17 protein-coding genes and 3 tRNA genes are annotated in these 17233 nt (G+C 34.3%); 15 read left to right on the top strand and 5 right to left on the bottom strand.

The window, feature by feature from the left end; all coding sequences use genetic code 11:
• Positions 1 to 114 precede the first annotated feature (114 nt).
• The 11 genes from pckA to hisIE all read left to right on the top strand — a co-directional run bounded on the left by pckA (position 115) and on the right by hisIE (position 10979).
• The gene (gene pckA / locus ACSVH7_RS11655) at positions 115 to 1749 is read left to right on the top strand and encodes a phosphoenolpyruvate carboxykinase (ATP) (protein ID WP_438066870.1); all 1635 of its coding nucleotides are present in this window, start codon (positions 115 to 117) and stop codon (positions 1747 to 1749) included.
• Between the two features lie 393 nt (positions 1750 to 2142).
• On the top strand, positions 2143 to 3000 hold the full coding sequence (gene hisG / locus ACSVH7_RS11650) for an ATP phosphoribosyltransferase (protein ID WP_438066869.1): 858 nt from the start codon (positions 2143 to 2145) through the stop codon (positions 2998 to 3000).
• Positions 3001 to 3093: 93 nt separating this feature from the next.
• Complete coding sequence (gene hisD, locus ACSVH7_RS11645) at positions 3094 to 4392, top strand: histidinol dehydrogenase (protein WP_438066868.1); 1299 nt, start codon at positions 3094 to 3096, stop codon at positions 4390 to 4392.
• 48 nt (positions 4393 to 4440) lie between these two features.
• On the top strand, positions 4441 to 4875 hold the full coding sequence (locus tag ACSVH7_RS11640) for a hypothetical protein (protein ID WP_438066867.1): 435 nt from the start codon (positions 4441 to 4443) through the stop codon (positions 4873 to 4875).
• 95 nt (positions 4876 to 4970) lie between these two features.
• Positions 4971 to 6014, top strand: coding sequence for a histidinol-phosphate transaminase (gene hisC, locus ACSVH7_RS11635; RefSeq protein ID WP_438066866.1), 1044 nt, complete (start codon positions 4971 to 4973; stop codon positions 6012 to 6014).
• Between the two features lie 155 nt (positions 6015 to 6169).
• Positions 6170 to 7306, top strand: coding sequence for a bifunctional histidinol-phosphatase/imidazoleglycerol-phosphate dehydratase HisB (hisB, locus tag ACSVH7_RS11630; RefSeq protein WP_438066865.1), 1137 nt, complete (start codon positions 6170 to 6172; stop codon positions 7304 to 7306).
• Positions 7307 to 7419: 113 nt separating this feature from the next.
• Complete coding sequence (gene hisH / locus ACSVH7_RS11625) at positions 7420 to 8001, top strand: imidazole glycerol phosphate synthase subunit HisH (protein WP_438066864.1); 582 nt, start codon at positions 7420 to 7422, stop codon at positions 7999 to 8001.
• 76 nt (positions 8002 to 8077) lie between these two features.
• Complete coding sequence (gene hisA / locus ACSVH7_RS11620; RefSeq protein ID WP_438066863.1) at positions 8078 to 8803, top strand: 1-(5-phosphoribosyl)-5-[(5-phosphoribosylamino)methylideneamino]imidazole-4-carboxamide isomerase; 726 nt, start codon at positions 8078 to 8080, stop codon at positions 8801 to 8803.
• 296 nt (positions 8804 to 9099) lie between these two features.
• Positions 9100 to 9465, top strand: a complete 366-nt coding sequence (locus ACSVH7_RS11615; RefSeq protein ID WP_438066862.1) for a four helix bundle protein — start codon at positions 9100 to 9102, stop codon at positions 9463 to 9465.
• A 123-nt stretch (positions 9466 to 9588) separates the two neighbouring features.
• Positions 9589 to 10344, top strand: coding sequence for an imidazole glycerol phosphate synthase subunit HisF (gene hisF / locus ACSVH7_RS11610; protein WP_438066861.1), 756 nt, complete (start codon positions 9589 to 9591; stop codon positions 10342 to 10344).
• 38 nt (positions 10345 to 10382) lie between these two features.
• Complete coding sequence (hisIE, locus tag ACSVH7_RS11605) at positions 10383 to 10979, top strand: bifunctional phosphoribosyl-AMP cyclohydrolase/phosphoribosyl-ATP diphosphatase HisIE (RefSeq protein ID WP_438066860.1); 597 nt, start codon at positions 10383 to 10385, stop codon at positions 10977 to 10979.
• A 153-nt stretch (positions 10980 to 11132) separates the two neighbouring features.
• Here the strand turns inward: hisIE and ACSVH7_RS11600 are convergent, their stop codons facing one another.
• Complete coding sequence (locus ACSVH7_RS11600; protein ID WP_438066859.1) at positions 11133 to 11894, bottom strand: NlpC/P60 family protein; 762 nt, start codon at positions 11892 to 11894, stop codon at positions 11133 to 11135.
• A 31-nt stretch (positions 11895 to 11925) separates the two neighbouring features.
• Entirely contained in the window at positions 11926 to 13104 is a 1179-nt protein-coding gene (locus tag ACSVH7_RS11595) for an acetyl-CoA C-acyltransferase (RefSeq protein WP_438066858.1), read from the bottom strand.
• A gap of 244 nt (positions 13105 to 13348) precedes the next feature.
• Between ACSVH7_RS11595 and ACSVH7_RS11590 the strand changes: the two genes are divergently transcribed.
• From ACSVH7_RS11590 to ACSVH7_RS11575, 4 genes are all read left to right on the top strand, one after another.
• Positions 13349 to 13432: transfer RNA gene (locus ACSVH7_RS11590), tRNA-Ser, on the top strand.
• A gap of 14 nt (positions 13433 to 13446) precedes the next feature.
• Positions 13447 to 13521: transfer RNA gene (locus ACSVH7_RS11585), tRNA-Pro, on the top strand.
• A 7-nt stretch (positions 13522 to 13528) separates the two neighbouring features.
• Positions 13529 to 13602 (top strand) — tRNA-Arg (locus ACSVH7_RS11580).
• An 89-nt stretch (positions 13603 to 13691) separates the two neighbouring features.
• The gene (locus tag ACSVH7_RS11575; RefSeq protein ID WP_438066857.1) at positions 13692 to 14345 is read left to right on the top strand and encodes a M15 family metallopeptidase; all 654 of its coding nucleotides are present in this window, start codon (positions 13692 to 13694) and stop codon (positions 14343 to 14345) included.
• On the opposite strand, the gene ACSVH7_RS11570 is transcribed toward ACSVH7_RS11575, so the two are convergent.
• From ACSVH7_RS11570 to ACSVH7_RS11560, 3 genes are read right to left on the bottom strand one after another with little or no spacing between them, the layout of a single operon-like run.
• On the bottom strand, positions 14342 to 14914 hold the full coding sequence (locus ACSVH7_RS11570; protein WP_438066856.1) for a hypothetical protein: 573 nt from the start codon (positions 14912 to 14914) through the stop codon (positions 14342 to 14344). The genes ACSVH7_RS11575 and ACSVH7_RS11570 overlap by 4 nt on opposite strands.
• Positions 14915 to 14917: 3 nt before the next feature.
• On the bottom strand, positions 14918 to 16090 hold the full coding sequence (locus tag ACSVH7_RS11565; RefSeq protein ID WP_438066855.1) for a THUMP-like domain-containing protein: 1173 nt from the start codon (positions 16088 to 16090) through the stop codon (positions 14918 to 14920).
• Between the two features lie 2 nt (positions 16091 to 16092).
• Positions 16093 to 17184, bottom strand: coding sequence for an AI-2E family transporter (locus ACSVH7_RS11560; RefSeq protein ID WP_438066854.1), 1092 nt, complete (start codon positions 17182 to 17184; stop codon positions 16093 to 16095).
• Positions 17185 to 17233: the final 49 nt, after the last annotated feature.

Here is a 17233-nt window from a genome sequence, read left to right as displayed (position 1 = left end):
TTCGTTTTCATGATATTTATCAGTTCAAATCCAAAAAAACAGTTTTAAATTTGAGTGTATTAAAAGAAATTGTTTACTATAATTCGGGTTAAAAAATATTTAAATCAATAGAATATGAAAAACATTAAAATTATTCAGGAATTACATGATTTAGGGATCACAGGGTATCATGAAGTAGTCTATAATCCTACTTATGAAGAATTATATCAAGCTGAAGTGTCACACCGAAGAAAAGGATTTGAAAAAGGAGCCATAACGGATACTGGAGCGGTTGCGGTTAAAACAGGTGTTTTCACAGGACGATCTCCAAAAGATCGCTATATTGTAAAAGACGAAATCACAAAAGATACTATATGTTGGGATAAAGAAAGTGGAATAAGTACGCCAAATTATCCAACTACTAAAGCTATTTGGAATGAACTAAAATCATTGACATTACAACAATTGTCTACTTCTCCAAGATTATATGTCGTGGATGCTTTTTGCGGCACAAATCCTGATACTCGCTTAAAAGTTCGATTTGTGATGGAAGTGGCTTGGCAGGCTCATTTCGTAACTAATATGTTTATTCGACCTTCGATTCATGAAATCGAAAATTTTGGCAAACCTGACTTCGTCGTAATGAATGGTTCAAAAGCCACAAATCCCAATTGGAAAGAACAAGGACTCAATTCTGAGAACTTTGTAGTCTTCAATTTAACCGAAAAAATTCAAATTATTGGTGGTACGTGGTATGGTGGAGAAATGAAAAAAGGAATGTTTGCCATGATGAATTATTATCTTCCACTAAAAGGCATGGCTTCGATGCATTGTTCTGCAAACGTTGGGGAAGAAGGAGATGTTGCCATTTTCTTTGGCCTTTCAGGAACTGGAAAAACTACTTTATCTGCTGATCCAAAACGCTATTTAATTGGTGATGACGAACATGGATGGGATACTAATGGGGTATTTAATTATGAAGGAGGCTGTTATGCAAAAGTAATTGATCTCAGTGAAAACAATGAACCAGATATTTGGAGAGCCATCAAAAGAGATGCATTGCTAGAAAATGTAATTGTAGATGAATATGGTGAAATCGATTATCACGATCATTCTATTACTGAAAATTCAAGAGTTTCTTATCCAATTTATCACATCAACAAAATTGTGTTACCTTCAAAAGCAGGACATGCCAAGAAAATTATTTATTTATCTGCGGATGCCTTTGGTGTATTGCCCCCAGTTTCCATCTTAGATGAAGATCAAGCGCAATACCACTTCTTGTGCGGGTACACCTCTAAATTGGCTGGCACAGAAAGAGGTATTACTGCACCTGAACCTTCTTTCTCACCGGCATTTGGAGAAGCTTTCTTGACTTTACATCCTACCATGTATTCTAAAACTTTGATTTCAAAAATGAAAGAACATGGCGCTAAAGCTTATTTGGTAAATACAGGATGGAATGGAACCGGGAAAAGAATTTCCTTAAAAAACACTCGTGCGATCATCGATGCAATTATCAGCGGAGAAATAGATGAGGTAAATACAAAGCATGTGCCCTATTTAAATTTAACAATCCCAACAGAATTGCCTAATATTAGTGAAGGGATTTTAGATCCAAGAAATAGCTATAAAAATACTGAAGAATGGGAAGAGAAAGCACAAGATTTGGCCTCTCGATATATTAACTATTTTAGTCAATATACGAATACTGAAGAAGGAAAACGCTTAGTAGCTTCAGGACCACAACTTGAACCTATTTTAAATTGATGAGTATAATAATGTACTAATTATTTATTGAATTGAACACCTTTTTTTGTTGTAAAGGCAATTAAAAGGTGTTCATTTTTTTTAAAAGGATTTGCTAAAAAACTTTATTTATCGTAGTAATTTAAAGGTATTACATACCATACTCAAAAAAAAGAATTCAAAAAGTTGTAGTTTTAAAAACTTTTATTTTATATTTGCAATTCAAAATAAAAAAAGAATACAATGTTCGCAATTCAATTACATCATCATCATTTACATTATTGCTCTCAAGCGATGTGTTAATGGTATGTTTGTAAATCATCATATTTTAAAACCCGTTTGAGTACATCAAACGGGTTTTTTTATACCTTCTTAGTTGTACTCAAATTTAATCAATCTAAACAAAAAACTAAAATGAGTACACTAAAAATTGCTATCCAAAAATCAGGACGATTAAACGAAGATAGCATCCAAATCCTTAAAGATGCCGGAATATCAATAGACAATGGTATCGATCAATTAAAAGCAGAAGCCTCCAATTTTCCACTTGAAGTATTGTACTTGAGAAATTCTGATATTCCTCAATATCTTATCGATGGCGTAGTAGACATTGCTATCGTAGGCGATAATTTGTTAGTCGAAAAAGGAAAAAACATTGAAGTAATTCAAAAGTTAGGTTTTTCAAAATGCAAAGTTTCGGTAGCCGTTCCTAAAGCTTTTAATTATACTTCTGTAAAAGATTTAGAAGGCATGCGAATCGCTACTTCTTATCCCAATACCGTGATTGATTTTTTCAATTCCAAAGGCGTTACCGTTGATATTCACCAAATTTCAGGATCAGTAGAAATTGCTCCGAACATAGGTTTAGCCGATGCTATTGTTGATATTGTTTCTAGTGGCAGTACGTTGTTTAAAAACAATCTGAAAGAAGTAGAAGTGATTTTCAAAAGTGAAGCGGTTTTAGCCGTTTCACCCAAAGTAAGTAAGGAATCTCAAAAGATCATCGACACCTTAAAATTCAGAATCGAATCAGTGTTGCGAGCCAGAAGATCCAAATATATTTTGATGAATATTCCCAATGATAAAATCGATGCTGTGGGTAAAATTCTTCCTGTATTGAGAAGTTTGACTGTATTGCCATTGGCTCAAGAAGGATGGAGTAGTGTGCACTCGGTTATAGATAAAGATACGTTTTGGGAAGTCATCGATCAATTAAAAGAAGTTGGCGCCGAAGGAATTTTGGTTTGCCCAATTGAGAAAATGGTGCTATAAAATTTTAAATTTCAATACTGAAAAACCAAATTCCAAATTTTAGCGATTGGAATTTGGAATTTTAAAAATTGGAATTTTACTAAAAATATAAAAATGAACAAAATATACAATCCAAAACCCGAAACGTGGTCAATCCTCTTAGAAAGACCCACGAAAACAGTAGATGATATAGAAGCTACTGTAAAAGAAATTTTCAAAGAAGTGCAAAAAAAGGGCGACGAAGCCATTACCAAATACACTTCTCTTTTTGATGGCGTAGCCGTAGCCAATCTTGAAGTTACTCCAGAAGAAATCAATGAAGCCATCGCATCAATTCCGCAAGAATTGAAAGACGCGATTCAATTGGCAAAATCCAATATCGAAAAATTCCATACCGCTCAAAAAACGACTCGTGTTAGCGTAGAAACCACTCCAGGAGTTGCTTGTTGGCAAGAAAAACGCCCGATTCAAAAGATTGGGTTGTATATTCCAGGCGGAACAGCTCCATTATTTTCGACTGTTTTGATGTTGGCTGTTCCAGCAAATATTGCGGGTTGCAAGGAAATTGTGTTGTGTTCACCTCCAGATAAAAAAGGAAAAATCAATCCAGCCATTTTGTATGCCGCTCAATTGTGTGGGGTAACTAAAATTTTGAAGGTTGGTGGCATTCAAGCCATTGCAGGATTGACTTTTGGCACAGCTGAAATTCCGAAAGTGTATAAAATTTTCGGACCAGGAAATCAATTTGTTACGGTAGCCAAACAATTAGCGACTCAGTTTGGGGTTGCTATAGACATGCCTGCAGGTCCTTCTGAATTATTAATCGTAGCTGATGATACAGCCGTTCCAGCTTTTGTAGCTTCTGATTTATTATCACAAGCGGAACACGGTACCGACAGTCAAGTGATTTTAGTTTCGACTTCAAAAGAATTAATTGACGCGGTTGAAACTGAAATCCAAACGCAATTGGATGTGTTACCAAGAAAAGCCATTGCAACAAAAGCTATTGAAAACTCAAAATTGATTTATGTTGAAAATGATCAGATTGCTTTGGACTTGATTGACGAATACGGGCCTGAACATTTCATTATTTGCGCTAAAAACGAAGATTTTTATGTAAATAATATTGGTAACGCAGGGTCAGTTTTTATTGGAAATTACACCCCAGAAAGTGCGGGAGACTATGCTTCAGGAACCAACCATACGTTGCCAACCAATGGTTATGCTAAAAATTATAGTGGTGTCAATTTGGATAGTTTCTTGAAATCGATGACGTTTCAAAAAATTACAGCTGAGGGCATCCAAAACATTGGTCCTGCAATTGAACTAATGGCAGAGGCTGAAGGATTGCAAGCCCATAAAAATGCGGTGACGCTTCGACTACATTCCTTCGAGGCTTCTAAAGGCTTGTAAGCCTTTAACTTAGATTGTAAAATAACGAATAACCAGATAATTTGAGTAGTGAAAAATGAAATAAAACAATTAGTTGAATTTGCTATAAATAGTAAAAATCCAATCAATTCAAAGCTTCAAATTAGTATTATTGATGAAATAGAAGCTGAAATTTTGGAACTTAAAACAGGTTTTAAATTAATTGGTTTTATACGAATAATAGATAAATTTGGAATAAATCATACGCTGAAAAACCATGGAAATGTGAATATAGAAGCAAAAAGAGGTCAAATAGCTATTACAGAAGAAGATTTTGAATTAGTTCCAATTATTGTAAAATCACAAAATATTATCCATGTTTCAAAAAATAAAATTGGGAATGATTTAATACTTTATGAAGCAATTATAAAAGATACTTTTTATTATGTAGAGGAAGTTAGAAAAGGAAGAAAGGAACTTTGTATGACAACAATGTATAAAAGAAAACCAACTATCCTAAAATAGTTGGTTTAAATATCAACGAGTTATGCTCAATTTCACCTACTCCTTACGTCCAAAACGTACTTTGATAACACAAAGATAATTAAAATACACAAACAATGAATTTCGATGTAAATAATTTAATTAGAGACAATGTCAAGGCAATGAAACCTTATTCTTCCGCACGTGACGAATTTGAAGATTTTGACACTGCCCAAATGATTTTCTTGGATGCGAATGAAAATCCGTTTGAAAATGGTGTAAATCGCTATCCAGACCCACAGCAACAATCGGTAAAATCGATTTTAGGGCAAAATAAAGGCTTGCAAAAGAAACAAATCCTACTTGGAAACGGTAGCGACGAGGTATTAGATTTATTGTTTAGAGGGTTTTGTGAACCTAAAACAGATAATATAATTACATTACCACCAACCTACGGAATGTATAATGTTTTGGCCAATTTGAATGATGTTACCAACAAAGAAGTGTTGTTGACCAATGAATTTCAACCAAATGTAGAAGCCATTTTGGAAGCGGTTGACGCTAATACCAAAATCATCTTTCTCTGTTCACCGAATAACCCAACGGGTAACTCATTTTCGGACGAAAGTGTGGTGTATTTGTTGAATAATTTCAATGGATTAGTAGTTATTGATGAAGCCTATATTGACTTCTCTACAAAAGCGAGTTGGGTCAACGAATTGGATGCATATCCTAATTTGATCATTACACAAACCTTGTCTAAAGCCTACGGATTGGCAGGGATTCGACTTGGAATTTGCTATGCTTCAGAAGCTATTATTGGGGTGTTGAATAAAATCAAACCGCCTTACAATGTTAATGAATTAACGCAGCAAAGAGCGATTGAACGTTTGCAACAACCAACTAAAATTGATTTAGAAATTGCTTCTATTATTGCACAAAGAGAGCTTTTACTTAAAGCATTACTTAAAGTAAATTTTGTTGAAGTTGTCTATCCTACAGAAGCGAATTTTGTATTGATTAAAGTGGATGATGCGAACAAAAGATACGATGAGTTAATTGCCAAAGGCATCGTGATTCGTAACAGAACTACGCAACCACTTTGCGACAATTGCTTGCGATTGACGATTGGTACAGAAATAGAAAATAAGAAATTGATAGAAGCTTTATTAGCCATTTAGTAGTAGAGAACCGTAAATTGCGTGAGGGATGTAGTGGAGCTCTTTTTGTAACGGAGGAACGGAGTTACAAAAAAGCGGGAACGGAAGCCCGACCCACCTACTGAGCTTGTCGAAGTATCTGGTGGGGCACGCCCAAATAAACAATATAAAACAAGATGAAAAAAGTACTTTTTATAGACCGTGACGGAACACTAGTTTTAGAACCAGAAGGGTATCAGTTGGACAGTTTGAGCAAATTAGAATTTTACCCAAAGGCGTTTCAATATATGGCAAAAATCGCCAAAGAATTGGACTACGAATTAGCGATGGTTACCAATCAGGATGGTTTGGGAACCGCTAGTTTTCCTGAAGATACGTTTTGGCCTACGCAAAATTTTATTTTGAGAGCTTTTGAAAACGAAGGCGTTTTGTTTGATGATATTTTTGTGGACCGCTCGTTTCCTGAAGACAATGCGCCAACGCGTAAGCCTAGAACGGGAATGTTGACCAAGTACATTAACAATCCGAATTATGATTTAGCGAATTCTTTTGTGTTGGGCGACCGCTTGACCGATGTAGAATTAGCCAAAAACCTAGGAGCCAAAGCCATTTTCTTGAAGCAAGAAGAAGGGTTGGGAGCCGCAGAATTGTCTAGTAAAAAAGAGGAATTAGACGCCGTAATTGCTTTGCAAACTACCGATTGGAAAGCGATTTATGAGTTTTTGAAATTAGAAGCTCGTTCGGCTAGTATTGCTAGAAAAACGAACGAAACCGACATTACCATTCAGTTAAATTTGGATGGGACAGGAAAAAGCAAAATCGATACTGGAATTGCTTTTTTTGACCATATGTTGGACCAAATTGCTCGTCACGGGCAAATGGATTTAGAAATCTCGGTAAAAGGCGATTTGGAAGTAGACGAGCACCACACTATTGAAGATACGGCTATTGCATTGGGAGAAGTTTTTGCTAAAGCTTTAGGCAATAAATTAGGGATTGAACGCTATGGTTTTTGTTTACCAATGGACGATTGTTTGTCACAAGTGGCAATTGATTTTGGCGGAAGAAATTGGTTGGTTTGGGAAGCTGAATTCAAGCGTGAAATGGTAGGTAAAATGCCAACTGAGATGTTTTATCACTTCTTCAAATCCTTTTCTGACGGGGCAAAAGCGAACATCAACATCAAAGCGGAAGGCACCAATGAACACCACAAAATCGAAGCGATTTTTAAGGCTTTCGCTAAAGCTATAAAAGTAGCTGTGAAACGCGATACAGAGAAAATGATTTTACCAAGTACGAAGGGAATGCTTTAAAATAAATGGGTGGTTAGAAGTGGGAAATTAGAAACTTCTGACATCTAACTTCTGACATCTAACTTCTGACATCTAACTTCTGATATCTAACTTCTGATATCTAACTTAAAATAATGAAAATAGTAATCATAAATTACGGCGCAGGAAACATTCAAAGCATTATGTTTGCCATAGAACGATTGGGATATAAAGCAGTTTTGAGTAACAATCCTGAGGAAATAAAAGCAGCAGATAAAGTCATTTTTCCCGGCGTGGGCGAGGCGAGTTATGCAATGAAAATGCTACAAGAAAGCGGACTGGATACGTTGATTCCAACCTTGAAGCAACCTGTTTTGGGTATTTGTTTGGGGATGCAGTTGATGTGTCAATCCTCTGAAGAAGGGAATACAAAAGGTTTGGGAATTTTTGATGTGGATGTGGTCAAATTTTCTTCCAAGGTGAAAGTGCCACAAATGGGTTGGAATACGATTTATAATCTAAAATCGGATTTGTTCAAAGGCATTGCTGAGAATGAATATATGTATTTGGTGCATAGTTTTTATGCGCCGCTTTGCAAGGAAACCATTGCGACAACAGACTATGAATTAGAGTATTCATCGGCTTTAGAGAAAGACAATTTCTTCGGAACACAATTTCATCCTGAAAAGAGCGGTGATGTTGGAGAGCAAATTTTAAACAACTTTTTAAAATTATAAGATTGAAAAATTTAAAGATTAAAAAAAAGCAGAAATCTTTAAATTTTTCAATTATTAAATCTTTTAATAAAATAAAATGAGAATAATACCCGCAATAGATATCATCGAAGGAAAATGTGTGCGTTTGTCCAAAGGTGACTACGATACCAAAATTATTTATAATGAAAATCCACTGGAAGTCGCTAAATCATTCGAGGCACACGGAATTGAGTATTTGCACTTAGTGGATTTGGATGGAGCCAAGTCAAGTCAAATTGTTAACTATAAAATCTTGGAGCAAATAGCTACTAAAACTAAATTGAAAATTGATTTTGGTGGTGGTTTGAAATCCGATGCCGACTTAAAAATTGCTTTCGAAAGTGGTGCCAACCAAATTACTGGAGGAAGTATAGCCGTAAAAAACCGAGCCATTTTTGAGAAATGGATTGCAGAATACGGTTCTGATAAAATTATTTTAGGAGCTGATGCCAATAACGAAAAAGTGGCTGTTTCTGGTTGGTTAGAGGATTCGAATGAGGATTTGATTCCGTTTATACAAGATTATCAAAGCAAAGGTATTCAGTACGTGATTTGTACCGACATTGCCAAAGATGGAATGCTAGAAGGTCCGAGTTTTGATTTGTACCAAAAAATACTGGAACAAGCCCAAGGGATAAAATTGATTGCTTCTGGAGGAATTTCTACTTTTGATGAATTGCCTAAATTAGCCGAACTTGGATGTGAAGGAACCATTATCGGAAAAGCGATTTATGAAGGGAGAATCACGCTGAAACAACTTGAATACTATATTATTCAAGGTTAGAAATACGAAGTTAGAGGGTAGAAGTGGAGGAAAGTTAGAAATAAGAAGTTAGAGAGTAGAAGTGAATGAAAGTTAGAAATTAGAAGTTAGAGAGTAGAAGTAAAAAAAGTTTGAAATAAGAACTTTTAAATTCCGTAACAGAAAATTATTCTTATTATTAACTTCGTATTTCTAACCTCTAATTTCTAACCTATAAGCCTCAACCTATTGTTTCTAACTTCTAATTTCTAGTTTCTAACTTCTAACTTCTAACCTCTAACTTCTAACTTCTAACCTCTAACTTCTAACTTTAAATTATGGTTCAAGATTTAAAAACAAGGACTAAAAAATTTGCAATTGATTGCGGTAAATTATGTAGAAATTTTCCTCACTCCAGAGAATATAATGCATATGTTAATCAGTTAATAAGATCTTCAAGTTCTGTAGGAGCAAACTACAGAGCCTCTCAAAGAGGTAAGTCTACAGCTGATTTTATAAATAAATTAAAAATAGTAGAAGAGGAAGCTGATGAAAGCCATTTTTTTCTTGAAATTCTGCTAGATTTATATGATTTAGATGATGTTAATGTAAAAGATGAAATGAAAAGATTATGTAAAGAAGCGAATGAATTGGTCGCAATAATAGTAGCTTCAATAAATACAGCAAAAAATAAATTAAAATGATTTTCTCTCGTAAGAACTTCTAACCTCTAATTTCTAATTTCTAACTTCTAATTTCTAACTTCTAATTTCTAACTTCTAATTTCTAACTTCTAATTTCTAACTTCTAATTTCTAACTTCAAATAATGTTAACAAAAAGAATAATACCTTGCTTAGATATTAAAAACGGACGAACCGTAAAAGGGGTGAATTTTGTCGATTTGCGCGATGCTGGTGACCCAGTAGAATTGGCCAAAATCTATTCCGATGAAGGGGCAGATGAATTGGTGTTTTTGGACATTTCAGCTACCGAGGAACGACGAAGCACTTTGATTGACTTGGTGCGAAAAGTGGCGGCTACCATCAATATTCCCTTTACTGTGGGGGGTGGAATTTCATCAGTGGAAGATGTGGAAGTATTGCTGCAAAATGGTGCTGATAAAGTGTCTATCAATTCTTCGGCAGTAAAAAATCCGCAATTGATTAATGATTTGGCGCAGAAATTCGGCAGCCAATGTGTCGTAGTAGCCATCGATGCCAAACAAATAGAAGGCGAATGGATGGTGCATTTGGTAGGAGGGAAGGTACCAACGGAAATCCGATTGTTTGATTGGGCGAAAGAAGTAGAACAACGCGGTGCAGGAGAGATATTGTTCACATCAATGAATCACGATGGTACCAAAAATGGTTTTGCCAACGAAGCTTTAGCTCAGCTATCACAATTGGTCAATATTCCGATAATTGCCTCAGGTGGCGCTGGAAATATTCAGCATTTTGTGGATACCTTTATAGATGGAAAAGCGGATGCGGCTTTGGCGGCTAGCGTATTTCATTTCAAAGAAATAGAGATTAAAACTTTAAAAAAAGAACTCAAAAATAATACTATAGAAGTCAGAATTTAGTCTTACTACTTAATTCTCAATACTTAATACTAACAAAAATGAATGTAGATATAAAAAGTGCTCACGGTTTAATTCCAGCCATCATTCAAGATGCTGAAACCAAAAATGTTTTGATGTTGGGCTATATGAACGAAGAATCGCTTCAAAAAACCATCGAGACTCAAAAAGTAACTTTCTTTAGCCGTTCGAAACAACGTTTATGGACCAAAGGAGAAGAAAGTGGCAATTTTTTAGAATTGGTTTCCATCAAAAATGATTGCGATGGCGACACCTTATTGATTCAAGCAAAACCAGTGGGGCCTACTTGTCATACGGGTGCTGATACTTGTTGGCAAGAAGCCAATTCAGATAATTACGGCTTTATTTCAGAACTTGAAGCTACTATAAAATCAAGACGCGAAAATTCGGATTCAGAAAAGAGTTATGTGGCTTCTTTATTTGAAAAAGGCATTAACAAAATTGCTCAAAAAGTAGGCGAGGAAGCAGTTGAAGTGGTTATTGAAGCCAAAGATGATAACGATGAGTTGTTCTTGAGCGAAAGCGCCGATTTACTTTTTCACTACTTAATTTTATTGCAAGCCAAAGGTTTTCAGTTAAATGATGTAGTCGAGGTGTTGAAGGGAAGACAGAAGTAGTTATCAAAAAATAGCTTAAAAAAAAGAAGGTTTCAGTAAAGTTGCTACTTTAAAGAAACCTTCCTTGAATAATCATGGTATTTCCATTTTACTTTGCTGTTATTGGAGCAAAAGATTACTTAAATGGCTTTATGTATTAGTATTAAAAAAAAATTATAGTATCTTTTTAATAACTCTAAGTTGATGCGTGTGTTTTTTGGTTTCCATGTTAAAAATTCCTTGATGGTCTAGACGGTCAATTCTTATTTTTCCAGAGGCATGAATGATATAATTGTCTGCCATGATAATACCCACATGAGTAATTTTGCCCTCTTCATTGTCAAAAAAAGCCAAGTCACCAGGTTCGCTTTCTTCAATGAAGCTTAGAGTAGTTCCCTGTAAAGCTTGCTGTGAGGCATCTCGTAATAATGCATGACCATTAATTTTATACACCATTTGAGTGAAACCAGAACAATCTATTCCGAATGGTGTTTTTCCACCCCATAAATAGGGAGCATTAAGATACATGTATGCAGTTTTAATTAAAGCTTCCTTCTCTTTAATTCCGCTAATCTTCGTGCCTTCAAAACAAAATTTTTGAGTGTTAATGTCATCAAAATTTAAAAAAGAGAGATTTGCTCCTAAAGGAATTGGTATTAAAGAATTGTTGGAGTCGACTACATTTTCAACTAAATCCGCATTCATGATGCAAACTGCTTTTGAAAGTTGATGAAATTGACTTTCTGAAATTAATTGATATTGTTTGCTGTCAACCCACCCTTCGTATTGGTCGAAATGCGAACGTATTTTTGACCACTGATTATGAGTGTCAATAATCTCAAAATGTTCTCCAAAGAGCACTTGGGAAACAATTTCACTTTTATCGCTTGGTTCAAATCGTTGAGGAATTATAGCTAAATTACAGATACCGTACATTAAATTAAATTTGAGGATTGTTTACACAAGGTTATATTTTTTCAATTACAATAGCTGAAGCGCCTCCACCACCATTACAAATTGCTGCCGCACCAATTTTACTGCTATTTTGATCTAGTACATTGAGTAAGGTTACTATAATCCTGGCTCCTGAACAGCCAAGGGGATGTCCAAGTGATACCGCGCCACCATTTACGTTCACTTTTGAGGCATCTAAATTCAAAATTCTTGAATTGGCTAATCCTACTACTGCAAAAGCCTCATTGAATTCAAAGAAATCGACTTCATCAATTGTAAGACCACTTTTTTCAAGTGCTTTTGGCAAGGCTTTAGCAGGACTAGTGGTAAACCATTTTGGTTCTTGTGCTGCATCAGCATATCCTCTAATATAAGCAAGAGGCTGTAATCCGAGTTCAGTTGCTTTTTCCTCACTCATTAGGACTAGGGCAGCAGCGCCATCATTTATAGTAGACGCATTAGCAGCAGTTACTGTTCCTTCTTTTGTAAAAACAGGATTTAAAGTTGGGATTTTATCGATAGCAACATTAGTAAATTCTTCGTCTTTCGAAATGATAATTGGATCACCTTTTCTTTGAGGTACAACTACAGGAACAATCTCATCGTCAAATTTCCCGCTATCCCAAGCTTTTTTTGAACGCAAATAAGATGCTACAGCAAATTCATCTTGTTGCTCTCTAGTAATAGAATACTCTTGAGCACAAAAATCTGCACTTACACCCATAGCGGTATTATCGTAAGCATCTGTAAGTCCGTCTTTTTGCATGCCATCCACCATGGTAGTTGGCCCGAATTTTACTCCTGAACGAAGATGCATATAATGAGGAATTAAGCTCATGTTTTCCATACCACCCGCAACAACAATAGAAGCATCTCCACATTGAATAGCTTGAGCGGCTAACATGACAGCTTTCATCCCTGAGGCACAGACCTTATTAATTGTAGTACATGCTACTTCATTCGAAAGTCCAGCAAACAAAGCAGCTTGTCTTGCAGGCGCTTGCCCAACTCCAGCTTGAATAACATTGCCCATAAATACTTCGTCGACTAATTTTCCGTCAAGATTTATTTTTTCAAGAGCTCCTTTAATTGCAATTGCCCCAAGCTTTGGAGCTGTAATACTAGAGAGACCTCCCATAAAACTACCAATAGGAGTTCTTACTGCTGATACAATAACTACTTTCTTGTTCATAAATTATAAAATATATTGATTTATGTAGCAAATTTAAACTTTTTTGTTATTTTTTTATGTAATTTTTAAATAATATGCGAAAATGCTTCATTGATGATTATTTGTGAAATCTATATAATTGATTGCTAAGTGGTTTGTGTAAAAAATCATTTTTATTTAAAAAAAAGAGTAAAAATAGTTGTGAGAAACGTAAACATGTCTTAAATTTGCAACCGCAAAACGAAACAAGTTTATTTGTTTTAAAGGAGAGGTGCCAGAGCGGTAATGGAGCAGATTGCTAATCTGTCGACGGGTAACCGTCGCCAGGGTTCGAGTCCCTGTCTCTCCGCAATTTTTGCACCACGGGGTGTAGCGTAGCCCGGTTATCGCGCCTGCTTTGGGAGCAGGAGGTCGCAGGTTCGAATCCTGCCACCCCGACAACAATGGACGCATAGCTCAGCTGGATAGAGCACCTGCCTTCTAAGCAGGCGGTCGAAGGTTCGAATCCTTCTGCGTTCACAAGAAACGATACTATTTTTAGTATCGTTTTTTTGTTTATAAGCCTTTTTTTTGTTTTAATTATTTACATTTATAAAAAAAAATAATTTATGCGCTTAGCTTTTTTATTAAGTATTTCTCTTTTGTTTCTTTCTGTTTCATTGTTGGCTCAGTCAAATAATGCATCAAGTAACTACAAAAATTCTATTGATTATACAGATTCTACCTTTGTGAATTTGAAAGATTTTAGTGCCGATTTTATATATGATATGAAATATGCCACAACGGATAATTTTTTGAAATCAAATGTATATGATTGTGCAGAATGTTTTTTACGATTCAAAACAGTAAAAGCATTACTAAAAGCCAATAATAAATTTCTTAAAAAAGGGTATAGAATTAAATTGTATGATTGTTACCGACCTTTAGATGTACAAAAAAAGATGTGGACTATTGTTTCAGATCCGAAATATGTAGCCAATCCTGCTAAAGGGTCTATTCATAACAGAGGAGGAGCAGTAGATATAACTCTTGTTACAATTGACGGAAAGGAAGTTGATATGGGAACTCCTTTTGATTTTTTTGGAAAAGAAGCAAGTCACGATTATCCCTTTTCTAATAAAGAAATTATGGATAATCGTAATTTGTTAAGAAAAATAATGCTTAAGAATGGTTTTACAGCTATTGATTCTGAATGGTGGCATTATAACTTGGTAGCTGCAACAGGTGATAAAGTTGCTAATGTAAAATGGAAATGTAATTAATTTTCGATACAAGAAATATGCTTAATGAAGTAGCTTTCTGGTTCGTAAGTTTTTCCATCTAATTCTGAAATGAACTCTTTTTTTACTACATAATCCTCAATATCAGTCAAGTATTTTATTCTCATAATTGATAGGGGAGAATTTTTTAATTTTTCAAATCCATCTTTTACAAAATAGAATTCTCCACTGGTAACCCGGTTATCAAACCCTTTATCGTCTCTTAATAATGTGCCGCAGTTTTCTTGATCTTTATGAATTAATGAAATGATACTACCATCATTTAATTGTAAATATAGCTTAGAGTTTTTGTCAAAACAGTTGGCTTTCATGAAAGCTTTACTCTTTTGAATTAATTGTATATTCAAAGTAGGTACTCCATCTGTGAGTGCCAATGAAAAAAAAATATAACTAGCGGTTCCGGCAAAGTTTTTTTCACTAATTAAATATTCTTTAGTCACTTTGTAACTACCTAATGAATCGGTAACATTTGTGCTGTACTCGCAATTTTTTTGAGCTGATAATGTAAAACTAATTACTGTAAAGAGGGTAACGAAAAGATATTTTATCATGACTTATATTTTCGTGCAAATTAATACAATTTTATTATTATTTAGATCTGTGGTAAAAAAACAATAGGTATCACCTCCTTCTTTTATTTTCCATTTTTTTCTGATAGTGTCCACACTTTCGGGAAAATTCCTAACTGTGACGTTTGCTTTTTGTGAAACTAATTCCTTTTTTAGTTCTAATTTATTGTAATTGAGTTTTTTGATAATTCTAAAGCGTCTGCCTGGGAAATCAACGAGTTGCGAATGAGTATATAAGTGTGAATTTACATGTAATTTATTAAGTTTAAAAACAACACTAACTGCATCAAACCCTCCTGATTTCATGATAGCATTATTGGGTTCATACAAATATTCCTCAGGCATACCAAAAGTTGGATTTTCATCCGTTTTTGGTAAAATAAAAACATCTTCTTTGTCTTTTGAAATATTAACAGCAATAATTGAAGCAGATTCGTTAAAATCTTTGTGAAGTTCCCATAATAATTCTTTAACCTCATTATTTACGGCTACTATATGAATTGTTTTGACATTTTTTAATTCTGATAAACCTGCTGTCAAATCAAGTAAAGGTGCTGTTTTAATCAAAATACATTTAGTTTTTGTAAAATAAAAGTCTAAATTTTCTGGAACGTTAGGAAGACAATCTTGTAACATAAAGACTTTACCTTTGCTTTCATTTCTTCTTGAGGGATCAATATAAATCCAATCCCAATTCTGATTCAAATGCATTAGAATTTCCGTACTGTTGCCTGAATGACATTCAATATTTATTGCATTCAATTGTTTGAAATTATGGGCTGTAATTTCAGAAAGAGAATTATTAATCTCGCAATGAACAATTTTTTTAATCTTTTTTGAAAAGTAATAATCATCCACCCCAAAGCCGCCTGTTAAATCTATCAATGCATCTCCAGATACTAGTTTTGATTTGTAAAAAGCGGTACTTTCAGAGGAGGTTTGTTCAATTGAGATTTTTGAAGGATATACAATACTAGCACATGAAAACCATGTGGGCAACTTTTCTTGGGCTTTATTTTTACTTTCAATTTGTTCCAAAACATCGAGCCAAGCGACATCAGGAAAAGGATTCTTTTGTAAAGCTAATTGAGCAGTTTTATGATTGAGATGAATATCGATAAAATTTTGAATAGCTGTATTTAGGATTTTAAAATTCAAGGTTAAATATCTTTAGTTAACAGTTGGATTAGTTTGTTTTCTGGGAAAAACTCTTTGCCAATAACTTTCAGAATGGTATATAAAGGGACAGCGACCACCATGCCAAGTATGCCAAATAAAAAGCCAGCAATAAGAATTACTAAAAAAATTTCTAAGGGATGAGAGCTGACACTTTTTGAGAAAATAATGGGCTGAGAAAGATTGTTGTCAATAATTTGAACAACCCAAAAACCAATTAATACATATAGTGTTGCAGGTAATGATTCTGTTTGAAAATCATCACCTAAATGGCTTAGTAAAGTAAGAATACCAGCCAAAACCGAAGCTATAAGTGGGCCTATATATGGAATGACATTTAAAACTGCACATAAAAAAGCAATAATTATAGCATTTGGAATTCCAAAAATAAATAATACAACTAGATAAAGAATAAATACGATGAATAGCTGCAGTAATAATCCAATAAAATAGCGAGAGAGTAAGTGGTTAATTTTCGATAAAGAATTTAAAATTTGTTCTTCATGGCTATCAGGAATGAGTTTTTTCGCACCAACGATAAATAGTACTCTGTCTTTTAAAAAGAAAAAAGTTATAAATAATACTGAGGCCAATCCCATTCCGAAACTACTAATGGTTCCTAAAATTGAGTTTAAAAAATTTGGAATAATACCAAAGTTAAGTTTTGAACTTATAGAAGCACTATTAAAAAATTTTCTTGAATTAATATGGTGACTTTCTAAAAAAACATTGATTTGATTGAAAATTTCTAATGCATTTTTTTCAATTTCTTTAGTGTTTAATAGCGAGAGATTTTGACTTTGGGAGGTTATCAATGGGACAAAAAGTATAATCACACCAAAAATTAAAATAACAAAAATAAATAGGGTGAGTATTGTGGCAAAAGTATGGGAGAATTTTAATTTTTTTTTGAAAAAATCCAAAAAAGGATTTCCAATCAAAGTCAGCAATAAGGATACAATAAGGTAGATTAAAACAGATTGAATTTGATATAAAAAATATACCCCTGCCACAGAGAGGAGCACAATTAGCAGTGCTCTTATAATTCCATTTCCAATTATTTTTGAGGTAATCATATTTTTTTTGTTTTTGGTAAAATTATAAAAAAAAACTCGCTAAGGCTAG

Origin of the sequence: Flavobacterium sp. TSSA_36, from assembly GCF_051547165.1 — a bacterium.
In the GTDB taxonomy this organism is placed as follows: Bacteria; Bacteroidota; Bacteroidia; order Flavobacteriales; family Flavobacteriaceae; genus Flavobacterium.
The sequence above is the reverse complement of the archived record's forward strand: the minus strand, read 5'-3'. Positions and strand labels throughout refer to the sequence as shown.